The 24,162-nt window shown below is 37.3% G+C and carries 35 protein-coding genes; 30 read left to right on the top strand and 5 right to left on the bottom strand.

Annotated elements, in window-relative coordinates:
• The 4 genes from TZ94_RS10090 to uvrB are packed head-to-tail and all read right to left on the bottom strand — an operon-like array spanning position 1 to position 3,674.
• On the bottom strand, positions 1-501 hold the full coding sequence (locus TZ94_RS10090) for a hypothetical protein (RefSeq protein WP_241767292.1): 501 nt from the start codon (positions 499-501) through the stop codon (positions 1-3).
• Entirely contained in the window at positions 498-1,049 is a 552-nt protein-coding gene (locus TZ94_RS08050) for a hypothetical protein (protein WP_045615808.1), read from the bottom strand. Before TZ94_RS08050 ends, TZ94_RS10090 begins: the two co-directional genes overlap by 4 nt.
• A complete protein-coding gene (locus tag TZ94_RS08045) occupies positions 1,046-1,672 on the bottom strand; it encodes an NAD(P)H-dependent oxidoreductase (protein ID WP_045615806.1) in 627 nt (208 codons plus the stop codon). The genes TZ94_RS08050 and TZ94_RS08045 overlap by 4 nt, the downstream gene beginning before the upstream one ends.
• Before the next feature lie 13 nt (positions 1,673-1,685).
• On the bottom strand, positions 1,686-3,674 hold the full coding sequence (uvrB, locus tag TZ94_RS08040; protein ID WP_045615803.1) for an excinuclease ABC subunit UvrB: 1,989 nt from the start codon (positions 3,672-3,674) through the stop codon (positions 1,686-1,688).
• Positions 3,675-3,853: 179 nt separating this feature from the next.
• Here uvrB and TZ94_RS08035 point away from each other — a divergent pair, with 179 nt between their 5' ends.
• The 24 genes from TZ94_RS08035 (at position 3,854) to TZ94_RS07915 (ending at position 20,757) form a co-directional block, all read left to right on the top strand.
• Positions 3,854-5,299 carry an amino acid ABC transporter substrate-binding protein/permease gene (locus TZ94_RS08035; RefSeq protein ID WP_080929494.1) on the top strand — a complete coding sequence of 482 codons (1,446 nt, stop codon included), beginning with the start codon at positions 3,854-3,856 and terminating at the stop codon, positions 5,297-5,299.
• Positions 5,299-6,039 carry an amino acid ABC transporter ATP-binding protein gene (locus TZ94_RS08030; RefSeq protein ID WP_045615802.1) on the top strand — a complete coding sequence of 247 codons (741 nt, stop codon included), beginning with the start codon at positions 5,299-5,301 and terminating at the stop codon, positions 6,037-6,039. Before TZ94_RS08035 ends, TZ94_RS08030 begins: the two co-directional genes overlap by 1 nt.
• A 150-nt stretch (positions 6,040-6,189) precedes the next feature.
• Complete coding sequence (gene zwf, locus TZ94_RS08025) at positions 6,190-7,656, top strand: glucose-6-phosphate dehydrogenase (RefSeq protein ID WP_045615800.1); 1,467 nt, start codon at positions 6,190-6,192, stop codon at positions 7,654-7,656.
• Positions 7,657-7,787: 131 nt separating this feature from the next.
• A complete protein-coding gene (locus tag TZ94_RS08020; protein ID WP_045615797.1) occupies positions 7,788-8,432 on the top strand; it encodes an Imm43 family immunity protein in 645 nt (214 codons plus the stop codon).
• Between the two features lie 16 nt (positions 8,433-8,448).
• Positions 8,449-9,132 carry a hypothetical protein gene (locus TZ94_RS08015; protein ID WP_045615795.1) on the top strand — a complete coding sequence of 228 codons (684 nt, stop codon included), beginning with the start codon at positions 8,449-8,451 and terminating at the stop codon, positions 9,130-9,132.
• 176 nt (positions 9,133-9,308) lie between these two features.
• A complete protein-coding gene (locus tag TZ94_RS08010) occupies positions 9,309-9,713 on the top strand; it encodes an immunity 22 family protein (protein WP_045615792.1) in 405 nt (134 codons plus the stop codon).
• A 281-nt stretch (positions 9,714-9,994) separates the two neighbouring features.
• A complete protein-coding gene (locus tag TZ94_RS10085) occupies positions 9,995-10,744 on the top strand; it encodes an RHS repeat domain-containing protein (RefSeq protein ID WP_241767291.1) in 750 nt (249 codons plus the stop codon).
• The gene (locus tag TZ94_RS07995) at positions 10,731-10,994 is read left to right on the top strand and encodes a hypothetical protein (protein WP_142321376.1); all 264 of its coding nucleotides are present in this window, start codon (positions 10,731-10,733) and stop codon (positions 10,992-10,994) included. Before TZ94_RS10085 ends, TZ94_RS07995 begins: the two co-directional genes overlap by 14 nt.
• A gap of 358 nt (positions 10,995-11,352) precedes the next feature.
• Positions 11,353-11,637 carry an RHS repeat domain-containing protein gene (locus TZ94_RS09615; protein ID WP_198921341.1) on the top strand — a complete coding sequence of 95 codons (285 nt, stop codon included), beginning with the start codon at positions 11,353-11,355 and terminating at the stop codon, positions 11,635-11,637.
• 55 nt (positions 11,638-11,692) lie between these two features.
• Positions 11,693-11,968, top strand: a complete 276-nt coding sequence (locus TZ94_RS07985; RefSeq protein WP_045615786.1) for a hypothetical protein — start codon at positions 11,693-11,695, stop codon at positions 11,966-11,968.
• Positions 11,969-12,134: 166 nt separating this feature from the next.
• On the top strand, positions 12,135-12,359 hold the full coding sequence (locus tag TZ94_RS07980; protein WP_045615784.1) for a hypothetical protein: 225 nt from the start codon (positions 12,135-12,137) through the stop codon (positions 12,357-12,359).
• A gap of 17 nt (positions 12,360-12,376) precedes the next feature.
• Positions 12,377-13,048 (top strand): hypothetical protein, encoded by a 672-nt coding sequence (locus TZ94_RS07975; RefSeq protein ID WP_045615783.1) that lies wholly within the window; start codon positions 12,377-12,379, stop codon positions 13,046-13,048.
• Between the two features lie 273 nt (positions 13,049-13,321).
• A complete protein-coding gene (locus TZ94_RS07970; RefSeq protein ID WP_198921340.1) occupies positions 13,322-13,918 on the top strand; it encodes an SMI1/KNR4 family protein in 597 nt (198 codons plus the stop codon).
• 241 nt (positions 13,919-14,159) lie between these two features.
• Positions 14,160-14,729: an RHS repeat-associated core domain-containing protein gene (locus tag TZ94_RS09960; protein ID WP_198921339.1), complete on the top strand. Its 570-nt coding sequence runs from the start codon at positions 14,160-14,162 to the stop codon at positions 14,727-14,729.
• A 16-nt stretch (positions 14,730-14,745) separates the two neighbouring features.
• Complete coding sequence (locus tag TZ94_RS07955; protein WP_045615782.1) at positions 14,746-14,991, top strand: hypothetical protein; 246 nt, start codon at positions 14,746-14,748, stop codon at positions 14,989-14,991.
• A 295-nt stretch (positions 14,992-15,286) separates the two neighbouring features.
• Entirely contained in the window at positions 15,287-16,234 is a 948-nt protein-coding gene (locus TZ94_RS07950; RefSeq protein ID WP_241767290.1) for a DUF2750 domain-containing protein, read from the top strand.
• A 71-nt stretch (positions 16,235-16,305) separates the two neighbouring features.
• A complete protein-coding gene (locus TZ94_RS09605) occupies positions 16,306-16,566 on the top strand; it encodes an RHS repeat-associated core domain-containing protein (protein ID WP_241497343.1) in 261 nt (86 codons plus the stop codon).
• An 18-nt stretch (positions 16,567-16,584) separates the two neighbouring features.
• The gene (locus tag TZ94_RS07945; RefSeq protein ID WP_045615780.1) at positions 16,585-16,812 is read left to right on the top strand and encodes a DUF6883 domain-containing protein; all 228 of its coding nucleotides are present in this window, start codon (positions 16,585-16,587) and stop codon (positions 16,810-16,812) included.
• A gap of 45 nt (positions 16,813-16,857) precedes the next feature.
• Positions 16,858-17,061 carry a DUF4926 domain-containing protein gene (locus tag TZ94_RS07940; protein ID WP_045615779.1) on the top strand — a complete coding sequence of 68 codons (204 nt, stop codon included), beginning with the start codon at positions 16,858-16,860 and terminating at the stop codon, positions 17,059-17,061.
• A 247-nt stretch (positions 17,062-17,308) separates the two neighbouring features.
• Positions 17,309-18,160 (top strand): hypothetical protein, encoded by an 852-nt coding sequence (locus TZ94_RS07935; protein ID WP_045615778.1) that lies wholly within the window; start codon positions 17,309-17,311, stop codon positions 18,158-18,160.
• 159 nt (positions 18,161-18,319) lie between these two features.
• Complete coding sequence (locus TZ94_RS07930; protein ID WP_045615776.1) at positions 18,320-18,622, top strand: RHS repeat-associated core domain-containing protein; 303 nt, start codon at positions 18,320-18,322, stop codon at positions 18,620-18,622.
• A 343-nt stretch (positions 18,623-18,965) separates the two neighbouring features.
• Positions 18,966-19,394, top strand: a complete 429-nt coding sequence (locus tag TZ94_RS07925; RefSeq protein ID WP_045615774.1) for a hypothetical protein — start codon at positions 18,966-18,968, stop codon at positions 19,392-19,394.
• A 343-nt stretch (positions 19,395-19,737) separates the two neighbouring features.
• Entirely contained in the window at positions 19,738-20,196 is a 459-nt protein-coding gene (locus TZ94_RS09700; protein WP_080929491.1) for an RHS repeat-associated core domain-containing protein, read from the top strand.
• 108 nt (positions 20,197-20,304) lie between these two features.
• Complete coding sequence (locus tag TZ94_RS07915; protein WP_045615771.1) at positions 20,305-20,757, top strand: hypothetical protein; 453 nt, start codon at positions 20,305-20,307, stop codon at positions 20,755-20,757.
• Positions 20,758-20,769: 12 nt separating this feature from the next.
• Here TZ94_RS07915 and TZ94_RS09955 read toward each other — a convergent pair whose 3' ends face one another.
• On the bottom strand, positions 20,770-20,979 hold the full coding sequence (locus tag TZ94_RS09955; RefSeq protein ID WP_045616159.1) for a hypothetical protein: 210 nt from the start codon (positions 20,977-20,979) through the stop codon (positions 20,770-20,772).
• Positions 20,980-21,138: 159 nt separating this feature from the next.
• Here TZ94_RS09955 and TZ94_RS09600 point away from each other — a divergent pair, with 159 nt between their 5' ends.
• From TZ94_RS09600 to TZ94_RS09690, 6 genes are all read left to right on the top strand, one after another.
• Complete coding sequence (locus tag TZ94_RS09600; protein ID WP_080929490.1) at positions 21,139-21,378, top strand: RHS repeat-associated core domain-containing protein; 240 nt, start codon at positions 21,139-21,141, stop codon at positions 21,376-21,378.
• Between the two features lie 199 nt (positions 21,379-21,577).
• A complete protein-coding gene (locus tag TZ94_RS07905) occupies positions 21,578-21,817 on the top strand; it encodes a hypothetical protein (protein ID WP_045615769.1) in 240 nt (79 codons plus the stop codon).
• A gap of 411 nt (positions 21,818-22,228) precedes the next feature.
• Positions 22,229-22,549 carry a hypothetical protein gene (locus TZ94_RS09945; protein WP_198921346.1) on the top strand — a complete coding sequence of 107 codons (321 nt, stop codon included), beginning with the start codon at positions 22,229-22,231 and terminating at the stop codon, positions 22,547-22,549.
• Complete coding sequence (locus TZ94_RS07895) at positions 22,527-23,072, top strand: hypothetical protein (protein ID WP_045615766.1); 546 nt, start codon at positions 22,527-22,529, stop codon at positions 23,070-23,072. The genes TZ94_RS09945 and TZ94_RS07895 overlap by 23 nt, the downstream gene beginning before the upstream one ends.
• Positions 23,073-23,120: 48 nt before the next feature.
• A complete protein-coding gene (locus TZ94_RS07890; RefSeq protein ID WP_045615764.1) occupies positions 23,121-23,453 on the top strand; it encodes a hypothetical protein in 333 nt (110 codons plus the stop codon).
• Positions 23,454-23,466: 13 nt separating this feature from the next.
• Positions 23,467-24,150 (top strand): RHS repeat-associated core domain-containing protein, encoded by a 684-nt coding sequence (locus TZ94_RS09690; protein WP_080929489.1) that lies wholly within the window; start codon positions 23,467-23,469, stop codon positions 24,148-24,150.
• Positions 24,151-24,162: the final 12 nt, after the last annotated feature.

Below are 24,162 nucleotides of genomic sequence, written 5' to 3'. Positions count from 1 at the left end.
TTAACTCCTTTTCTTTTTAATATATTTGGAAATTAAAATAATCAAAGTAGCCACTAAGAAGAAGGTTATATAAGTAAGAATTGGAAACCAGATGTAGCGGTGATCTAGAGATAAGAGGGAGGGTAAAATCCCTTTACTATTTTTTCCACCAACCCCGATAAAGAGATGGGCCACTAAACCGATACTATTAAGATAAATAAATAAATCTGCATATCTTTTTATTGTCATCCTTGCCCCAGACAAGTCTAGGAACCAATAGTCAAATAATCGATACACCAGACAAAAAAGATTTAAATATAATGGAAAACTATAATTGATATCTCTATAGGGCGACGGAATAGGAAGACTTTCAAAAATTAGATTCAAACTTAGTCCTATTGCTAGGATAAGACCGAGAACCAAGAAAAATCCTAAAAATTTATGAGAATCTAGCCAAATATGAAAACTTTCTCTCCTTGAGAGATTCTTTTTTGTATTTGAATATCTTTTATTCTTTTTCATTTGAGTGGATTTTCCTTATTTTCTTTTTTTCCTTTTTTCTTTTCAATATGCTTGGAAATTATAATTATCACAATAGGCAATAGAAAGAAAATAAAATAAGTAACGAGGGGAAACCAGATATAGCGATAGTCTAATGCCCATATCGGAAGTAATCTTGTTCCTCTTTTAGAGGTCATCCCAATCGTTAACTGGAATACACAAGCAATTCCGTTAGGATATAAAAACATATTTGCAAAATTTCGCAAGGAAATCCAGTCTTTTCTAAGGGTACGAAAGAAAGTATGATAAGATGAATTCACCAATACAAAAAGATTTAAAAAAAGTGGAAAACTATAATGCAGTTCCCGATAGGGACTTGGAATAAAGGTTGTTCCGTACAATAGACATAATATTCCTAGAGCGGAAAACAAAAGAACGCTTGCATCAAGAATCCAGCCAATTGTTGAATGTTGCACAAACCACAGATTCATGCGGTCCAGTAGTCCAATCTTTCGCTTTGATTTCTGGTGTTTTTTTAATGTTTTCTGTCTCTTACTTTCTTGTTTCATGATAGTTTCTTCACTTCTGCTGCGACCTTTTTGAGATGCTCTTCACGCATACTTGCTGTATTCACATCCCGTCCAACTTCACCTAGTACGCACACGCGCTTAGTTTTAATTCCACAGTGATTCAAGACCGCATTTTTCAAAACAGAGATGCCATAGCTATCTGGAATGTTGATAGGACCCGAAAAGATTTTGTACCACCAAGTGGGCGCCATAGAAGTTGCGTAAATACTGGCTGTTTTCCCTTTTAATAACTTTTTAAACTGCTTGCCTCTAAGGTAATTCCAGATGAAGCTTCCTTGATCATTGGCCGAGTAGGCAATCCCCGGTGTAAAGACCCGGTCAATCCAGCCCTTCATAAGGCTCGGCATACTACTCCACCAGATGGGATAAACAAAGATCAGGTGATCCGCCCACTGTATTAATTCTTGGGAACGAAGGATAAAAGAATCTTCTTCCATACGTTTTCGATAGCCATAACGTAAAACAGGATCAAAGTCCTCTTCATTAAGGTTGATGACTTCAACTTCATGGTGCTTTGAATCAATATTTTCTACAATGGTTTGAAAAATAGCCTGACAGTAACTTTCCTTATCAGGGTGTCCATTGATGACTAGAATTTTCATTCTTCTCTCCTATCTAATCCAACGCCTTGACTTCCAGCATCATATCACGAATCTGAGCTGCTAGTTCAAAGTCAAGCACTTCGACGGCTTCTTGCATTTGTTTTTCCAGTTTCTTAACAAGTTCCTTGCGTTCTTGTTTGTTAAGGCTATTGATATCGACTTCCTTGTCATCTTCCTTAGCAATTGCCTTGGTTACAGTGATCAGGTCACGGATTTCCTTCTTAATGGTTTGTGGCACGATACCGTGTTCTTCATTATAAGCCATCTGGATTTTACGACGGCGGGCTGTTTCATCGATGGCTTTTTGCATAGATTGAGTTATAGTATCAGCATACATGATAACATGCCCCTCACTATTTCGGGCAGCACGACCGATGGTCTGAATGAGTCCACGCTCATTACGAAGGAAACCTTCCTTGTCGGCATCGAGAATGGCAACTAGACTTACCTCTGGAACGTCAATCCCTTCACGAAGGAGGTTAATTCCGACCAAGACATCAAAAACACCCAAGCGCAAGTCACGGATAATCTCTGTTCGCTCTAAAGTCTTGATATCCGAGTGCATGTATTTGACCTTAATCCCCATTTCTTTGAAATAGTCAGTCAAGTCTTCAGCCATTTTCTTGGTCAAGGTTGTAATAAAGGTCCGTTCGTTCTTTTCAACACGGGCATTGATTTCACCCAAAAGATCATCAATTTGTCCCATAGTTGGGCGCACTTCCACTTCTGGATCCAAAAGACCAGTCGGACGAATGATTTGCTCAATAACGGTATCAGTCTGTTCGTGTTCATAATCACCAGGTGTCGCTGACACATAGACAATCTGGTGAACATGACTTTCAAACTCTTCACGACGAAGGGGACGATTATCCAAGGCAGATGGCAAACGGAAACCATAATTCACCAACATTTCCTTACGTGAACGGTCTCCATTATACATCCCCTTGATCTGTCCCATGGTCATGTGGCTCTCATCAATCATAATCAAAAAATCATCTGGGAAGAAGTCCAGAAGAGTATAAGGAGGCTCTCCTTCGCTTCGTCCATCCATGTGGCGTGAATAGTTTTCAACACCGTTTGTATAGCCCATCTCACGAAGCATCTCGATATCGTATTCTGTTCGTTGTTTCAAGCGTTGCGCTTCGAGGAGCTTACCTTCCTTCTCAAAGATAGCTAACTGCTCTTCCAACTCAGCCTCAATCTTAGCAATAGCTACTTCCATGTGGTCGTCATTGGTCACAAAGTGAGTGGCTGGGAAAATCGCCAAATGATCCACTTCGCCCAGAACTTGACCTGTCAAAGCTTCGACCTCACGGATACGGTCAATCTCATCCCCGAAAAACTCTACACGAAAGGCATGCTCATCACGAGAGGCAGGGAAAATTTCCACCACATCCCCACGTACACGAAATCTACCTCGTTGGAAATCAATGTCATTGCGTTCGAACTGAATATCCACCAAATCATTGAGCAGTTTATCTCGAGAAATCTCAAGGCCTGGTCGCAGACTTACGACGCTATCAGCGTATTCTTTAGGAGATCCCAAACCATAGATACAAGACACAGATGCTACAATGATAACATCATTACGCTCCAACAAAGCTGATGTTGCTGAGTGGCGAAGTTTATCAATCTCATCATTAACAGAGCTGTCCTTCTCAATGTAGGTATCGCTAGAAGGAACATAAGCTTCAGGCTGGTAGTAATCATAATAGGATACGAAATACTCGACTGCATTTTCAGGGAAAAATTCCTTGAACTCCCCATAGAGCTGTCCCGCTAGGGTTTTATTGTGGGCAATGACAAGAGTTGGTTTATTGACCTGGGCAATGACTTGACTCATAGTGTAGGTCTTTCCTGTACCAGTCGCCCCCATCAAGATTTGAGCCTTTTCTCCACCCTCAATATTATCCACCAACTGCTCAATGGCCTGCGGTTGATCCCCAGACGGTTGGTATTTGGATACTAGTTTAAATTTGTTGTCTGTAATTCGATTTATCATAATAGCCTCATACACATTTTCTATCCTTCTATTTTACCATAAAAAGGAAAGAGTTTCTGTTTCTCAACAGACACCCTCATTTTGTTCTATGTTATATTTTCTTACATAGAAATATAAAATATTTGCCCTTCTTCAACTTTTTTGATATAATTTAAAAATATCTCGAAAGGAGACATCACATGAAGAAAAAAATTCTAGCTTGTTTGCTAATTTTATTTCCTATTCTTTCACTAGGAGTAGCAAAAGCTGACACAGAAAAAACGAAGTATGTTATCGCCAGTGACTCATCTTTTGCGCCATTTGTTTTCCAAGACTCAAGTAATCAATACACTGGTATCGATATGGATCTAATCAAGGCAATCGCTGAAGACCAAGGTTTTGAAATCGAGATTACCAATCCAGGTTTTGATGCTGCTATTAACGCAGTCCAATCTGGACAAGCAGACGGTATCATTGCAGGTATGTCAGTGACTGATGCTCGTAAAGAAACTTTTGATTTCTCTGATTCTTACTATACAGCAAATACTATTCTTGGTGTTAAGGAATCAAGCTCTATTTCTTCTTATGAAGATTTGAACGGTAAGACTGTGGGTGTCAAGAATGGTACTGCTTCTCAAACCTTCCTAACAGAGAATCAAAGCAAGTACGGTTACAAGATTAAAACTTTTTCCGATGCTGCATCTATGTATGATAGCTTAAACACTGGTTCAATTGATGCCGTTATGGACGACGAACCTGTTATTAAATACTCTATTAGTCAAGGACAAAAGTTAAAAGCACCAATCGCAGGTACACCAATCGGTGAAACTGCTTTTGCAGTAAAAAAAGGAAGCAATCCAGAATTGTTAGAGAAGTTTAACAAGGGTCTTGCAAACCTTAAGGCAAATGGAGAATTCCAAAAAATCCTGGATAAGTATCTAGCTAGTAATTCTACTACTACAAGTTCAATCGCTGATGAAACAACTATCTGGGGCTTGTTGAAAAACAACTACAAACAACTTCTCAGCGGACTTGGAATTACCCTCTCATTAGCACTGATTTCATTTGTAATTGCGATTTTCATCGGAATTATCTTTGGTATTTTTAGTGTCAGCCCTTATAAATCACTCCGTTTGATTTCAGAGATTTTCGTTGACGTTATCCGTGGTATTCCATTGATGATTCTTGCTGCTTTCATTTTCTGGGGCATTCCTAACTTTATCGAATCTCTTACAGGTCAACAAAGTCCAATCAACGACTTTGTCGCTGGTACTATCGCACTTTCCCTAAACTCAGCTGCCTACATTGCTGAAATTGTTCGTGGTGGTATCAAGGCCGTACCTGTTGGACAAATGGAAGCCAGTCGAAGTCTTGGTATTTCATATGGAAAAACCATGCGTAAGATTGTCTTGCCACAAGCAACCAAGCTCATGCTTCCAAACTTCGTCAACCAATTTGTTATCGCTCTTAAAGATACAACAATCGTATCTGCAATCGGTTTGGTAGAACTCTTCCAGACTGGTAAGATTATCATTGCTCGTAACTATCAAAGTTTCAAAATGTATGCAATTCTCGCAATCTTTTACCTTGTGATTATCACTCTTCTAACTAGACTAGCAAAACGCTTAGAAAAGAGGATTCAATAATGGCAAAATTAAAAATTGACGTTCATAACTTACATAAACAATATGGTAAAAACAAAGTCCTTAAAGGAATTTCAGCGAAATTCTATGAAGGAGATGTTGTTTGTATCATTGGACCTTCTGGTTCAGGTAAGTCAACTTTCTTGCGTAGCTTAAATCTCCTCGAAGAAGGAACAAAAGGAAGCATCACAGTTAATGGCTATGATTTGACGGATAAAGCAACCAACGTAGACCATGTTCGTGAAAATATCGGAATGGTGTTCCAGCACTTCAATCTATTTCCACATATGACCGTATTGGAAAATATCACCTTCGCTCCTATCGAGCATAAGTTGTTAACCAAGGCTGAAGCAGAAAAATTAGGCATGGAACTTCTTGAAAAGGTTGGACTTGCTGACAAGGCCAATGCTAATCCTGATAGTCTATCAGGGGGACAAAAACAACGTGTGGCTATCGCTCGAGGTTTAGCAATGAACCCTGATATCATGCTCTTTGACGAGCCAACTTCTGCTCTTGACCCTGAGATGGTTGGAGACGTTCTTAACGTTATGAAGGAATTGGCTGAACAAGGTATGACCATGATCATCGTAACTCACGAGATGGGATTTGCTCGTAAAGTTGCCAATCGTGTTATCTTTACTGCAGACGGTGAATTCCTAGAAGATGGAACCCCTGATCAAATCTTTGACAACCCACAACACCCTCGTCTAAAAGAATTTTTGGACAAGGTCCTTAACGCTTAAAAAAACTGCAAGGAAAACCTTGCAGTTTTTTTCTTACTTGTATTGGATTTTTGGATTTTTTAGAAAATTATGATAAAATAAAGGATATGAAAAATGGGGATTCCTCATGCCTAGTTTAACTAGGAAACAAAATAGAAATTAGGTAGCTAGATGTCATCAAAAGTTATTGTTACAATTTTCGGTGCAAGTGGGGATTTGGCCAAACGTAAGCTCTACCCTTCACTTTTTAGACTTTATAAATCAGGTAATCTTTCTGATCATTTTGCTGTTATTGGAACTGCTCGTAGACCTTGGAGTAAGGAGTATTTCGAATCTGTCGTTGTCGAATCTATTTTAGACTTGGCAGATAGTGTGGAAGAAGCTCAAGCATTTGCGAGTCATTTTTACTATCAAAGTCACGATGTTAATGACACTGAGCACTACATCGAACTACGCAAGCTTCAGGCTGAATTAAACGAAAAATATCAGACTGAGCACAACAAACTCTTCTTCCTCTCAATGGCACCTCAGTTCTTTGGTACCATCGCCAAACACCTCAAATCAGAGCAAATTGTTGATGGTAAAGGCTTTGAACGTTTGATCGTTGAGAAACCTTTTGGAACAGACTATGAGACTGCAAGCAAACTAAACGAAGAACTCCTAGCTACTTTTAACGAAGAACAAATCTATCGTATCGACCACTATCTCGGTAAAGAAATGATTCAAAGTATTTTTGCCATTCGCTTTGCCAATATGATTTTTGAAAATGTTTGGAATCGTGAACACATCGATAATGTTCAGATTACATTTGCAGAGCGTCTCGGTGTTGAAGAACGTGGTGGCTACTATGATGAGTCTGGCGCCCTTCGTGATATGGTTCAAAACCATACTCTCCAACTTCTATCACTCCTAGCTATGGATAAGCCCGCAAGCTTTACCAAAGATGACATTCGTGCGGAGAAAATCAAGGTCTTCAAGAACCTTTACCAACCTACAGACGAGGAACTCAAAGAACAATTTATCCGTGGTCAATATCGTTCTGGTAAAGTCGATGGCATGAAATACATCTCTTACCGTAGCGAACCAAATGTCAACCCTGAATCTATGACAGAAACATTTGCTTCAGGTGCATTCTTTGTAGATACTGATCGCTTCCGTGGTGTACCTTTCTTCTTCCGTACAGGTAAACGCCTAACTGAAAAAGGAACACACGTTAACATTGTCTTCAAACAAATGGATTCTATTTTCGGAGAACCACTAGCGCCGAATGTGCTTACCATCTACATCCAACCGACTGAAGGATTCTCTCTTAGCCTTAACGGTAAAAAGGTGGGTGAAGAGTTTAGCCTTGCGCCAAATTCTCTTGACTATCGCACAGATGCGACTGCTACAGGTGCTTCACCAGATCCATATGAAAAACTGATCTATGATGTTTTGAACAATAATTCAACCAACTTTAGCCACTGGGATGAAGTCAGCGCATCATGGAAATTGATTGACCGTATCGAGAAACTTTGGGCAGAAAATGGTGCTCCACTCCATGACTACAAAGCTGGTAGCATGGGACCTCAAGCTAGCTTTGATTTACTAAAAAAATATGGAGCCAAATGGACCTGGCAACCAGATACAAAGCTCTAACCAAAGAAGCGACGTACTCCATTACGTCTACGACAAAATCGAACAGATTGAAAAAACGTTTGAGTAAGTCTATATCCGTTGGAGGGTGCGCATCTACCAACTCGCCCAAACGATTAGAATAGGAGGATATTATGAAAAAATTACTAGTATGGGGATATGCCCTACAAAGCATGGATAAAGCAGAAAAAATGGGGTTGCCACGAGTAAGTAGTGGAGCTGTGGGTATATCAGAGAAGTTTAACCCTAAAAAAACGCATCCTGATTTTGACTTTCCGTGGAGTTGGTTTGTAAAGGGGCAAGAAATCCCTCCAATGCCTGAAAAAGTTTATGTCTGCTTAAAGAAAGCAAGAGGTGTTACTTTTGATTTTCTTCCATATAATGATTTCTTTATCATGTCAGCGCGCTTTTTGGAATTTATAAAAAAATATGGGTTTGATCATGATTTTGGTATGAGCAAGGCAATTATTGTCAATACAAAAGGTGAGCTATTGACGAATGAAGTCTATTATTTGGTAAGAATAGTTAGCTGGGAAATTGAGGATGAAATTGTTTATCCAGATTTAGGAAGAGATGAAAAAGGTTTTTCGCTGGAGGCATATACTAATTCAGATAAGGATATTTTGCTGTCTTCCAAGTATAAGTATATGGATGCATTTATGGTGTCAGAAAATTTAAAAGAAAAAATATTGGAAAATTTTTCTTTGCCTTTTCTTTATACTTTGAAGGAATGGAAGGAGCAAAATTATTATGAATTTATTGGATTTGATGAATTATAGCAAAAAGGAAGTTTAAATGTCAAAATTACTTTTTACTTCTTCTAAAACACCACATAGTATTGGTTATATTGGAGGAGGGGCTGAACATATTCCGTTAGAATTATGGCCTAAAGTTCCAAATTCTGATGCCTATCAAACGCATCTATTTACTCTTTATTCTGACTTTTTACCTGAAAATGTATTCCCTCGTAGAAATTATTATATCTCTGTTTTTATTTCTATAGAGGAGCATGTACTGGGAGGAGTAAAAGACTCTATTTCATCTAAATTTACTGTTAATTGTCAGGATGGTTTGATTTTACTAAATGATGGTTTTAGTTGCGCTATCCTTTATGAAAGGGAACAAGCTATCAACAAGCAAGATTTGGGAAATATTTCTTTGGAAAGAAAATTTTTTGAAAGGCTTGATGAAGTTGATAAAGAAGCTGATGCAAAATACAATGAAGATGAACATTTATTCTTTGAAGATAATGGGATGGGCTTGGATGTATCCAAGATTTTTGGTAATCCTTATTTTGAACAAGATATAATATATCCTTCTCCTAAGTTTAGTTTTTGCTTGCAATTATTAGAAGAAGATATAGATAAAAAGTTACATATTTTTCAAAATGGTATTGGTTATTTTTATTATGACCAAAATATTAAGAAAAAACTTCTATCTGGAAGTCAAGCAGGTATTTTCTTTATTCAAAATACTTAATAAGTAACATGAAACCTTCAGTTTCAACTTAGCAAGCCGTAGCCTGCAAAACCTCCAATCCCGACGTGGGGTGTGAGCGGTACGCACGCACGCGGTTTTTTTTGGTTTATTAGACGGCCTCTGTAATGAAATAAATTTTAAATTAAATTTTCAATAACTGAGAAAGGACGATTAAAATGCTTGATTCAGATACAAAAAATATGATTTCTGTATGGATAGGAACATCAAATAAGACGTTAGATGAATTTAATAAATACACTGAAGGAATGGAAGATTCAGATTCTCAATGTCCAGCATTTGCAGATTTTGGGGTTTCATTTATTGATTCAGACTTTTTTGTAGCTTTTCGTACCAAAAACGGAGAGATTGTTCCAATTGAAATTTTAGCTGAAGAAATTGGTACGCATTCGAAAAAAGCCACAGAAGAAATTATAAGAGCATCTAAAGAAAAAGGTGTGAATGAAGGGAATTCTTTGTATTATTATGCAAACGCTACTTTTAAACCCGATGATCCAGAAAAACTTTATAATGACTTAAAATTTATAGGAACGTTTAAAGATCCTAGAAAAAAATATCGCTAGTGATTGTGAAACATTAGTCAGGATAAAGGCCGTCTGAAAGTTGGTTTTTCAGATAGCCTTAAACAATTAGATTAACGGCAATCTGATGGTTGCACCATCGACTACGCCTACTACCCTTTTGGCAGACGCCTTTCCAAAGAACGCCAAGACAAACTCGCCTGGACGAGTACCGAACCGAAACGCACCCACTTCGTCTGGGACGGCGCCACCTCTTGCAGGAAGTCCAACCGGACGGCAGATATACCTATATCTACGACGCCGATCCCGACAGCTACGAACCTTTGGCGCAGGTCCGCAACCACACCAATGCTGAAGGCGAAAGCAAACAGGAAAACAACTACTTCCACTGCGACCAAGCCGGCATCCCGCGTGAAATGACTGATAAAGACGGCAACCTGGTTTGGTTTGGCAACTACACTGGTTGGGGCCGTCTGAAAGAGGAAACCCGAGTAACGGACAGTACTTACCAACCCTTCCGCCTTCAGAACCAGTATACCGACCGTGAAACGGGGCTGCATTACAACTTCTTTAGGTATTACGAGCCTGATGAGGGTCGGTTTGTGAATCAGGATCCGATTGGGTTGTGGGGTGGAGATAATCTTTATTGGTTTGCTCCGAGTGTGCAGGGGTGGATGGATGTTTGGGGATTAGCCAAAATTTTTCGAGGGATGAAAGACGATGGAGGGTATCCTAAAATTGAATCATCAGCTAGGGGCTTAGGTGTCCGAGAAGGTATTGATATTACTGTAGATGCAAATGGGATGGTCGAGCCTGGTAAGAATGGTATGTCTATGTCTCCCTCGCCACAAGATCTTCCTTCTCATAGACGGCCTCCTGAATTTGGAGGAACTGGTAAAGATCCAGTTTGGCAAATTGACACTAGTGACTTAGGTGACGATTTAAAATATGTTCCTGATAAGCCTGGACATGGAACGATTCAACCATCTAAAAAAATGACTTTAGAAAAATACAAGCAAACATTAGGATCTCTAAGACGCAAGTTTAGGAAAGTTGGGTGTGGCAATGTTTAACAATCATGATAAAAAAATATTATTAGAGATGATAAAAAATCAAAAAAAATCCCTATTAGATATAAAAAAGCACCTAATTGAGCTAAAAAATAAGGATGTATCCCAAGATAAATTATATTTATTTCTAGAAAATCTTCGTTCTGACATAAAAACAGAAAGTGAAGAGGACTACATTCTAGAAATAATGGATTTGGTATGTGGATGGTGTTCTTTAGATTTGCAAATTTATCCACCCAAATCTCATCTGTAATTATTCTTAGTAAGCCGTAGCCCCGCACAAACCTTCAAATTCTGATGTTAGTTTCTGTTCAGTTTCCGCTTTTCAGATGGCCTCACTATCTTCTTTGAGGTCGTCTGAACCATTTGTTCTTTAACAATCTCATTAGCAGTTAACATAGAGGTCGTCTGAAAACCGACTTTCAGCCGACCTCTACCAAATCGCCTCCCCCGACGGCGGCGCACGGCTGCTGTTTGCTGAAGTCGATTTTGGCTACGGCGATTTGACCGCCGTTTACGGCCGCATTACCGTAGAACGTGATTCCCTCGAACGCGAAAGCCGCCAGTAAACCCACTACTTCCACTGCGATCAAATCGGTATCCCAAGAGAAATGACCGATAAGGACGGCAATCTGGTTTGGTTTGGCAACTACACTGGTTGGGGCCGTCTGAAAGAGGAAACCCGAGTAACGGACAGTGCTTACCAACCCTTCCGCCTGCAGAACCAATATGCCGACCGTGAAACGGGGCTGCATTACAACTTCTTCAGGTATTACGAGCCTGATGCGGGTCGGTTTGTGAATCAGGAAAAGATTATGCTATGGATAAAGCAACAGGACGGTGTAAAGGACATGATGATCCACAAGGAACAGAACATGGAAAGTACCCGTATATAAATCTTAGACGTCCAGATGGAAAACAAGTGCGTATTGATATTATAGGAAAATAGATATGTTAAATTTAACTAATTTACAAACAAAAGGATATGATGAACTTATTGAAATTGATGGAAAGGTTGTTTATCAAGTATTTGCTATTAAGAAAAATAATGGAACTTATAGCACATATTACTATACAGTACCAAAAAATAAATTGGATCAGGCTGAAGATTATGAGATAGAAGAATTTAATGAATTTAATGAACTTGAATTAGCTATAAAACATATTCAATCAAAAGGAGCTAATCTATCAAGATTTAATATATTTAAAGGTAACAAGCCTCTTTAAGACCTTTTTTAGACCATAGGTTGGGTCGAGCCCCAACAAAATATCAAGGTCGTCTAAAATCAATTCTCAGACGACCTCAATCCTTTTTCGAGGTCGTCTGAATAATCTCATTATCGTTCACTCTTGCTCTATATCTTACCTACGAATACGTCCTGATATAGTCGCAATGAAAGATGGGAAAATCTATTTTATTGAGGTAAAAAATAATACAGAACGATTAACGAAAGGTCAAAAGAGATCAGGGCTATTCAATTTGAAAAAACCGCACAATGCTGGAGGAAAATGTCCGAAGGCTGCATATATGGTTTCAACAAAAAATAAGGATAAGCAAACGGATGTGGGTTCCTCCAAAGGCGTTGCTCGCTTTATGACTTTAGTATTCAAAGATTGATTTTAAGGAGGATAATTATGAAAAGTAAAGAATTTATTCAAGGTCTTATTGAATATTTAAAAAATAATTTAATTATTCCTGATGCTAATTTTCTAAAAGATAGGATTAAATTTAAAAAAGGAAAATATGTTTATGGTGAAATATCCTTTAGCAATTCTCGTACTTTCGAGGGGGTCATACTTCACCTATATGCATACAATTCTGAAATGGGAAATTTTTTCTCCCAAAATGTTCCTCCTTATGATAAATCGTCAAATCCATATGATTTAGTATTTGTGCAACCATCTATCTCGCAGGCGCATTTTTTTAAAGCTCCCCCTATTACCTCATTTCCTTATGGAGATACCATTAAATTACCTGAATCTGAGAATGATGCAAAAAACATCTATCCAGATGTATTAATGCATTTGCAGCAAAATCATATTCCAATCATTATGGCTTTCCATTCCGGTAGCAAAGAAGTTTTAAAATATTTATCACTTTATCCAGAGGCTTTTCGTTTTAAAGCGTTAACCGCTATTTATATTATAAATAAGAATGAATTACCACTAAATGATCCTTTAATACAGAATATTTTATTGTTTGATAAAAAAGTATTAGAAAATGATAATGGTTTGTTTAGCAAGCATGATTTGATCTTCCTGGAAAATTCTTTTGACCAAAAATTAAAACAACAAATTATGCAATAATTAGTCCTTGTAACAAGCTGTAGCCCGCACAAAACCTTCAGTCCTGACGTAGGGTGTGTGTGGCACGCACAAATACTGTTTTGTATTTCAGACAACCTTATATATTGCGTTCCATGAAATAATCTGATTTTGCATCATTATAGTAGGAATACGGCGCAAATAATACCGAGAGATTTACATAGTGTCATTAGGCATACTGGTCCTGCAAGTGTCATGCGTAATAAGAAGAAAATCGGAAAAACATGTCCATAACCTTTAACTGGAGTAAACATTATGAGCACAAGAATGCAAACTTTAATAGAAAAAATGGGTGGAGTTGTAAGGGTCGGAGCAAAGCCTTTCGCTCCTTTATCACGAGAAATAATGTCAAAATTTCTAGATATTGATAGAAAAGAATTTTCTGATTATTTAGATTATTTGACGTGTTTTGGAGGAGAGACATATCTAAATGAAGTATTTTATAAATTAACCATGTATGACAATGGACTACCAAGTTATTGTTATCCCCCTGATTCACCGATAGAAAATGTTGTAATAAAGAAAGGGGAATTTGGTTGTTTCTATGGAGAAGGGGAATCGTATCAAACTGGCTATTCATTGAGCAATGCTATAAAAAAAATGGAAAATAGGATTCCTACAAATTTTTTACCTATTGCTGAGAATAACTACGGAGATAGGATATGTCTTTGTATAAAAGGGGAAAAAATAGGAAAAATTTTTTATTGGTACCATGAAAACGAATGGGATGAAGAAGATTATTTTGATGATTTTGGAAAAACTATGCCTGAAGAAGTAAAGATGCAAAATATGTATTTAGTCGGAGAAGATTTGTATGACTGTTTTAATCGTATGGTCTTAGAAGAAGAATAATTGTTTGAAATATTATGTGCCTAAAGATATATGTAATATGTAAACTGAATTATATATTTCTAGCTTTGATTAGCAAATCGTAGCCCGTACGAAACCTCCAATCCCGATGTAGAGTATTGACGTAGAGCATTGTGGTACGCACGAAAGCGGTTTCTCCTGTCTAAACCACATCAGCGAAGACTGCGAAAGCCGACAACAAACCCACTACTTCCACTGCGACCAAATCGGCATCCCTAGGGAGATGACCGATAAGGACGGCAACCTCCTGTGGTTCGGCAGATACACCGGCTGGGGTCGTCTGAAAGAGGAAACCAAGGTAACGGATAACGCCTACCAACCCTTCCGCCTGCAAAACCAGTATTGCGACTGTGAAACGGGGCTGCATTACAACTTCTTCAGGTACTACGACAGTAGAATCGGACGGTTTAACAATCAAGATCCCATAGGATTAGTGGGCGGGGAGAATTTTTATGCTTTTGCGCCTAATGCTCAGGTGTGGGTTGATCCTCTAGGTTTGAATAAATGCTGTGAAAATAGCAAAGTTAAAACAGAACCAAACTCAGCATTTTTTTGGTCATGTAGAACAGATGGTATTGGTGGACAACATATTGCTGCCGATATAGCCAAATATAATGGAGGAACAACATTAGAAATGTTAATTGAAGCTAGAAAAATTATCATGCCTACGTGGTATCAAAATAACCAAGCAAGCATTAAAGCATGGGAAGATATTTCATCAGAGTATGCAACATGCGCTTCTGGTACTGTAACAGGCGTTATTGGCAAAGATCTGCGACCAGGAAATATATGAGAAAAAGGTAATTACTATGGATGATTTCGTAATTGAAAAAATTTCAAGAGGTATGTTAATTGTTTCTTTAAATGGAAATGAAATTTCATTTGAAGGAGAAATGTTCTTTCCAAATAATGAGTTTCACTTTTCCCTATATGCGAAAACAGCAAAATTTACTAAGACCAACCAAATTTTAAGCAAGGAAGAGTTAGATAATATTTTAGAACATTTAAAAAAAGAATTTATTTTAAAAAATAGAGTATTAGACATAATTTTCTAAATTTAATTATCAACTGTAAAGTAGCCCAAGCAAGCCGTTGACCACATGAAACTTCCAATTACGATGAAAAGTAAGTCGTAGCCTGCACAATGCCTTCAGTCCTGACGTAGGGGGTGTGTAGTACGCATGCGGTTTTTGTTTCCAGCCGATCTTAATATCTTTTTTGAGGTCGTCTGAACAATTTGTTCGTTAAAATCTCATTACCATTAGTAATGGCATTCTATCTAGAGGTCGTTTTCCTGATAGCTGAAAAACTAATTGACATAGACAAATATAGGAAAAAATATATATTATATTGAAAATATCAAATAATTCGTTAAATGGGATTGTATTGGGTCAAAAAAATGTGGTGGAAAATCTGAGCAAAAAACAAAGACTCACGAAAGTAGAAAGGATTTTAATAATGGGCCTGCCAAAACAAGCAATTGATTCAATTGTTAAATTATCAGCTAAAGAAAGATTGGATTATTCTATTAAAACTATATCTGGTATTGAAACTTTATACCTACTAAATGGAAAGGATGACTGGATATGTTTGCAAGATGATGAAGGAAAAGAATATCTAATGATTTTTCCAGAATCTGAGTTTGCGGAGTTAGCTCTCCAATGGAATCCTCAAGCATTGAGAATAGATGAAATGGAACTAGAGAACTTCTTAGAAGATACCGTTCCTTTATTGTCTGAAAGTAATATTAAATTAGCTATTTTTCCTATAAATGAAAAAACAGAAACTATTATTTTGGATCCAATTGAATTTGCCAAGATGATCAATGATTATTTTTATGAGTGGTATGGGGAAGAATTTGATTTACCTTATTTGTCGATGGTTTTACAACAAAAAGCAATAAATGCAATTCTTAATTTGTCCAGTCAAGAACGTTGTGAGCATACTTTAAAAAGGATAGCTGACTCTGGAGTTCTATATGTTTTAGCAGACGAAGAAGGAGATTGGATATTATGGGGAGATGAGAAAAATTCATCTTTAGCCATATGGCCTGAATTAGAATTCGCAAGAATTATGGCAAATTCTGAAGATAAGAATTCTGATATTTATGAAATTGAGATAGAAGAATTTTTAGAGGATGGGATACCATGGTTGATAGAAAATAATATAGGTATAGCTGTCTTTCTGATTCCTGACAATCCTGAAACTATTGATATGAAGGCTATTCAGTTTGCTGCCTCAGTCAATAAAATCTTAGATGAAAGTTATGATGAGGCCTTAGATTTGCCTTATCTTTAAACGAATAGTCAGTTCGAGATCTAACCAAACCGTAAGGTCGTCTGAAAAAGGATGAGCGGTTTTACAAGCATGTGCATCAACCCTTCCGATTGCAAAACCAGTATTGCGACCGTGAAACGGGGTTGCACTACAACTTCTTCAGGTATTATGAGCCTGATGCGGGTCGGTTTGTGAATCAGGATCCGATTGGGTTGTTGGACGGGGAGAATCTGTATGCGTTTGCGGCAAATGCTCAAGATTGGCTTTATCTATTAGGTCTTTGCTCTAATTCGAAATTACCTAATGCAGATAAGGCTATCATTGACCCCAAAAAATCACGGGATATGCCTTAAATACAGAACACCCTGTAGGTGGAAAAAGCAAAGGTTTTTCAATCTGCATTAGGATTTAATCAATCAAATGTAGATGAGTTGATTAAAAAAAATCAACAAGGTGTTTGTGAAAACCCAGCAACTCCAGGTAAATGTGATGAACATGGGCAACGCTATACTGTTGATATTCCAATGACTGGTCCAATTGGACAGACCGCCACAGTTAGAACTGGTTGGATAATCGATAGCGGACAATCAATTCCATGATTGGCAATTACATATGTTTTATAGTTAATTATTAAGGAGTTTATAGTGAAATATTCGCTTTTAGAAGTAGTCAAATTGCAACAAGATCTTCCTGGTTTTAATTTACAAAAGGGAGACATCGGTGCTATTGTAGAAGTTTATTCAAATCCTTATGAAGCATATGAGGTTGAATTCTGCGATACTAAAGGAAAAACAATCGCACTACTAACTTTAAAGCCAGAACAATTAATGCCATTTCTTGATACATAATATTATTCTTATGAATCTTATAAGCAAGCCGTAGCCTACATGAAACCTTCAATTCCCCCGTAGCATGGGAGCGGTAATCATGCTGTTTCTGCCTTTCAGACAACCTCAATTCTTTTTCGAGGTCGTCTGAAATATTTGTTCTTTAACAATCTCATTACCATTAGCAATGGCATTCTATCTAGAGGTCATTTTTCCTGATGGCTGAGAAGCTAATTGACATAGACAAATACAGGAAAGGATATATATTATGTTGAAAATATTAAATAATTCGTTAAATGGGATTGTATTGGGTCAAAAAAAGGCTGACTTTGATGATGTTATTTTAAATAATCCTAATTATTCATTAGAGTTTGATAGAAAACACAAGACACAATCTGATTCAGAATTGATTACTGTATCCTCCTTGAGGAATTGTGATGAATTTTGCTTAAATGGAAAAGTTATTAACTTTTCAAATCTTGAAAAATTTTTAGAAGAGGAGAATCCTCTAATAGAAGTTTCAGATGAAGAAAATTATTTTTATATTTTTCCAAAATATAATTTAGTTTTATATGTTGACTATAAGGATAATTTGTTTCTGCAGATATTAATTTACGATGAGAGTATAAGAGATTTATATGATAATAAAGGTAAAAAGTACTCAGACTTTCAAAAAAGTAAACTTAAAAACCCAACTTTAAATCATGATAAATTAATATTTATTCCTTATAAGAGTATAGGCAATTTTGAATTAAATTGTTCTCTATCAGATGTTATAAGAAAGTATAACATATCAAACAATGTTATCCCGAAGGTTAAAAATATTATAGAGATAAACAATTTTGTACTAAGGTTTGATAATGAAAAGTTAACTGAGGTTACAATTTTCAATGATAAGAAAGTAGAGCTTGCAATATACTATAATGAAATAGATATATCATCAAAAAAAGGGTTTGCTGAGCTATTAAGTCAATATGATGTTATCGAGAGAACGAAATCTAAATATCTTTTCAAAGAATTAGGTCTAGTTGTAGAAAAAGATCTGTCCGAATTTCGTTTTTTTGAACAATCATTATTAAAATTTTGGGTAAATTTGCATAGACCTATTACTAGCTGGTAATCACAAGTAAGCCGTAGCCTGCACAAAACCTTCAGTCCTGACGTAGGGTGTGTGCGGTACGCACGCGGTTTCGCCTATCAAAACCACATCAACGAAGACGAAGAAAGTTGCCAGCAAACCCACTACTTCTACTGCGACCAAATCGGCATACCGAGGGAGATGACCGATAAAGATGGCAATTTGCTGTGGTTCGGCGATTATTACGGTTGGGGCAAACTAAAGAGTGAAACCAACACATCCGGAACTGCTCACCAACCCTTCCGCTTGCAAAACCAGTATTGCGACCGTGAAACGGGGTTGCACTACAACTTCTTCAGATACTACGAGCCTGAGGCAGGGCGGTTTGTGAATCAGGAACCGATTGGGTTGATAGGTGGGGAGAATTTATATGCTTTTGAACTGAATACGAAGGCGTGGGTGGACCCATTAGGCCTTGCTTCAAAAGCAACTTCAAAAATGTAACCATATAGATTTTCGGATGTTAGTGTAAAAGGACCTCATGCTGATATTTTTGTAGGAAATAAAAAGTAACAGAAACCCTTTTAACCTTAGATGATAACGGAGAAATTGTATGGAAATGTTTTGGTAATATGAAAAGTGCTACTTCCAAAAAATTGAAAGTTGCCGATGACATAATTTCTGAACTGAAAGACAACTCACAAAATATGTAATCAGCAAAAGATCAGCTTAAAAAGGCTCTGACTGATTTTGAAGGTGATTTAAATGACCCAAAAAGTAGCACTAGAAGAAAGGAAATAGCTAAAAGAGGAATTAAAAAATTTAGGAAAATGTTAATGAGGTTATTATGGATATCACATCTTTCTTAAAAACAGGCAGATTTGAAGATTTGTCTGTGGGTATGTCATATAGTAGTTTTCAAAAGCGGAAACAATTCAAACATTCGTCTAAATGGTTATACGATGACGATAATATAGAAAGTGGTTTTTCTATTTTTTGGAAGGGATTAGAAATTGGTTTTAGGGATGAAGTTATTTATTTGCTATCAATAGATCCTTATTTCAAAGGTGTAACTATTTCTAAAAAATATAAAATTAATAGGAAATTAACTATTGAAAAATTTGTACAATATTTGTTTTTTGCCGATATTAAATGGAAATTTGTATCAAGGGAGGAATGGGAACATGAGTGTGAGATAAAAACAGAAGGAGGAGTTTCTATTATTTTCACATTTGAATTAGATGGTTTAAGAATCTCTAAATTTTCAGTCTCATAAAAATAAACGTAATTAGGTCGAGCCTTCCCCACAAGGTTCCCTTTTTTCAAATACAGAAAACTCTAAAATCTAAATCTTTCAAATATTTAGACGTTTTATATTGCTCATTAATTTATGCAAAACTAACAACAGGCGTAGGTTGGGTCTAGCAAGCAGTAGTCCGCACAAAACCTTCATTCCTGACGTAGGATATGTACGGAACGTACGCATGCGGTTTATGTTTTTCAGACGACCTCTACCAAATTGCTACGACTACGACGGCTACGGCCGCATTACCGTAGGACGCGAAAGTTGCCAGTAAACCCACTACTTCCGCTGCGACCAAATCGGCATACCGAGTGAGATGACCGATAAGGATGGCAATTTGCTGTGGTTCGGCGATTATTACGGTTGGGGCAAACTAAAGAGCGAAACTAACACATCCGGAACTGCTCACCAACCCTTCCGATTGCAAAACCAGTATTGCGACCGTGAAACGGTGTTGCACTACAACTTCTTCAGGTATTATAAGCCTGATGCTGGGCGATTTGTGAATCAGGATTCGATTGGGTTGTTGGGCGCAGGGGATAACCTTTATCAGTTTGCTGTAAATGCTCAAAGTTGGATTGATCCGTTGGGACTTTCTCGTAACAGGTTAGCTACAGTAGGTAAAACGCCATCAAAAGTGAGTACCACTGGTAGGGCTGTAATGCAGCGCATGTTAAGTGCTAAGGAGCTACGTGGTATGTCGGCTGAGCAGATTAGTAATTTAAGACGTGTAAGCGATATTCCTAGCTCTGCCCAATTTTGGGATACTCCATAGGTATGATATGGATAAACGAATCGGGCCTAGGCAGAAATCTGATTATGGCCATTGATATTATAGAATCTACACTTAACATTGTTTAATTTAATTGAGGAGTTGTATGCTATGAATTTAGATGCAGTTAATCCAGAATTGGAATCAAAAATTAATGATTTAGTTTGCGAAGCTTATAGTAAATCTTTTTCGGAACAAGAAAAATTATTAAAAGAAGCATTTGAGCTAATACCTAAGCCAGTAACTCAATGGGCGCATCCAACTACAATGGTTACGATTGCCTTATTTGAGTTATATTATAAACATCAAAAATATGAACATGCTGAGGAATGGCTGACTATTGCTTTGAGTGTTGCCGATTTAGGAACAACTAATGCAGGAACATATCTATTAGGCGGTATTTTTTATTATGATATTGAAAAATATGATGATGCTTATCAATATTTCGATATAGCTTATAACGATGCTGGATATTATCCATTCAGTATCGAGGACAAAAAATATTGGCAGTTTTATAAGCAGCGTAAAGAAGAACTAAATCCTAAGAAAAAAAACAAAAAGTAAGATTCGATATTTTCAGACGGCCTCTACCAAATCGCCTCCCCCGACGGCGGCGCACGGCTGCTGTTTGCCGAAGTCGCTTCCGGTTGCGGCATTTACCAACTGGTCGCCCAACTCGACCGCAACAGTCGCCATATCCGCCTCTGCTACGACGACAACGGCAAAGTTCTCAAGAGCAGCAACAACCTCGGCGAAGAATGGACGTTCGACTACCGCAAAGACCATACCGTCGTTACCGACGCATTGGGGCGGACGGAAGTATACGGTTTCGACGAAAACTGCGAACTCGTATACCATAGCGACAGCGAACGCGACCCCCTCGGACGCGAAAGACGCCAACAAATCCACTACTTCCACTGCGACCAAATCGGCATCACGCGTGAGATGACCGATAAAGACGGCAACCTGGTTTGGTTCGGCAACTACACCGGCTGGGGTCGTATGAAAGAGGAAACCAAGGTAACGGATAGCGCATACCAACCCTTCCGCTTACAGAACCAGTATGCCGACCGTGAAACGGGACTGTATTACAACTTCTTCAGGTACTATGAGCCTGATGCGGGTCGGTTTGTTAATCAGGATCCGATTGGGCTTTTAGGCGGAGACAATCTGTATCTCCAGTAGGAACACCATACCCAGCCTTACCTCCTGGTTCTGATTGAAAGCCTTATACCATATATAGGGTACTTAAACCAATTGATAATGTAGCTGTAAGTAAAATTATGTCGTTGTTCGGAGAAATTGGATTAGGGACACAGGATGAATTACCAAAATCTGTTAAATCATATAGAATCTGGCATCTGGAAGAGGTGATAATAGGAAAATGTTAAAAATTAATGAATTGAATTCATATCTTAAAAATAAAGGAGTACCAGAAGATAGTTACTCAATCAATGAAGTAAATGATGAATCATTATGTATTGTTGAAGAAAATAAAAAATGGCATATATTCTATTCTGAAAGAGGATTGAGAACCGAAGAATATTGTTACCAAGATGAACATTTGGCAATTTTATATTTTATAAATCGGTTATCAAAAATGTTAAAAATTTCTTTCGAATGAAAAAAAGCAAACCGTAGCTTGTATGAAACTTTTAATTCTGATATGGGGTGTGTGTGGAATATACACGCGGCTTCTGCTTTTCAAGCGACCTCTAAATCTTCTTCTAAGTCGTCTGAACTATCGGTTCTTTAACAATTTTATTACTGATTGATGTAGAGTTCGTCTGAAAACATACTTTCAGGCGAACTCTACCAAATTTCTCTCTTGTTGGTTACACCACAAGCTACAGCTACAACGCCCAATGGCTGCCCGAAACCATTACCGACACTTACAATACAATAGCTACGAACCCTTGGCGCAGGTCCGCAACTGAAACAACGAAGACAGCGAAAGCCGACAACAAACCCACTACTTCCACTGCGACCAAATCGGTATCACGCGTGAGATGACCGATAAAAACGACAACCTCTTGTGGTTCGGCAACTACACCGGTTGGGGGCGTATGAAAGAGGAAACCATTATAACTATTTCCGCTATTATGATTCAGAAACAGGACGTTTTGTAAGCCAAGACGTGATAGGTTTGGTAGGAGATCTAAAAACACCTGATGCACGTGCAATCGAAAAATCAACTGTCGCGATTTTTAAAGTTGAATTGAAAAATGAAAGTAAAACACTTTATGCAGCAAGCAAAGAAATGCACCTTGTTCAAGATGTAAACAAAGTGTTGACGGTGCTGGTGGTGTATATGATTAATGAAAGGATGAGTTATGAATATAGAATTACATATTGAAAAAGTACAATCTCTTTTAGATCAAATGGATTTACAAAAGAAATGTAAATTTGCGGCTTGGTGCTGTAATGCACTGATCATTGAGAAAAAAATAAATGAAAATATGACTAAAATAACTAATTCAAATGTGAACTACGAACTCTGTGATGCTATCATTAAAGCTGGTTGGTATGATTTCTCCCAAATAAATATTGGAATCTCTCAAAAAGCTATAGAAGATATAAATTGGGATGATGATGATCCATTAAATGATATGGTAGAAACACAAGGAACTATAGAATTATTAACTTCGATTCGAAATATGTTACTAGGTATACAACAAAAATCATCTGATAGTTATTACTTTGCTGCATGTGCTGAAAACGTAATTAACTGGAAAGATGCTTTAGCGAATTTCCCATACTCCGAAGATGGCAAAATAGAGGACGAAAATTTAAAACGTGAATATGAAATTCAATTGTTATTTTTAGATGATTTAAGAAATAGTATAATTACCTTACAGGATATTAAGAAATATAGATAAATGGACGCAAGCCTGAGTAGACTATTTAGAACGATAGGAGTTGAGTTGATGGAGTCTGAGGAATTAACTTCTAAAATTTTGCTGGAAAGTGTTTTAGAATGTACAAATTTTGTAGTAAATGAGGTGCCAAACTTATACAGTGCATTAATAGAGAGATTAAAGCAAGACGATGAAGTTTTCTTTATGAATTTTGTTGAAGATGAGGATGGTCAGGATGATTATTATGGATATGTCTATAATAAAACAAATGGAAAAATCTACGAATATGCGTTCCATGATGACAAATTAGTGAAAAATAGGAAGTTGTCTTTTATTGAAAAGAAAATTGGAGAGTTAACAACGAAAGATATTCTTGAATTACCTATAATAGATTTACTGTAATCTAGATATACCTATGATTGGTCTCGTATTTTTATGTAAGCAAGTAGTAGAAAGCCTTAGCCTGTATGAGACTTCCATCCTTGACGTAGATTTGTGTGTAGAATTTGCGCGCGGTTTCCGCTTGAAAAACCAATATGCCAACCGTGAGACGGGGCTGCATTACAACTTCTTCAGGTATTATGAGACTGATGCGGGGCGGTTTATGAATCAGGATCCGATTGGAGTGGAAGGTGGATTTAACTTTTATCGGTTTGCGCCGAATGCGCAGGAGTGGGTTGATGTTTGGGGGCTAAAAAATAATTCTCAGCTGTTGGGAGAAGCAATTACTAAATCTACTCGGTGGTCTGGTCGTCAAGCACATCATAAAATTCCGGTAGAGGTGTTTAATAATTCTCCACTGTTACAACGCCTAGAAAAACAAGGATTATTTAAACTTAATGGAAAAGGTAACGGAATTATGTTACCGGAATCTCTATCTAAAGGGACTACCTGTTCTAAACATAAGGGCTATCATAGAGGATATAACCAAGCAATTATGGAAATAGTAGATTATATTGATAAAAATTCTAAATGTGATAGAGAAAAGGCTAGAAAAATTCAATTATTACAATCCAAAATTCATAAGGCACTTAAGTCAGGAAGTAAGTCTTTATATAAACCAACAACAAAACAAGATTGGATTAATTACTTAACATAAAAAGGAGTAACA

Origin of the sequence: Streptococcus infantis, assembly GCF_000960085.1 — a bacterium.
GTDB lineage: Bacteria > Bacillota > Bacilli > Lactobacillales > Streptococcaceae > Streptococcus > Streptococcus infantis_C.
Note: the sequence above shows the minus strand (reverse complement) of the source record. Positions and strands in the feature narration are given on the sequence as shown.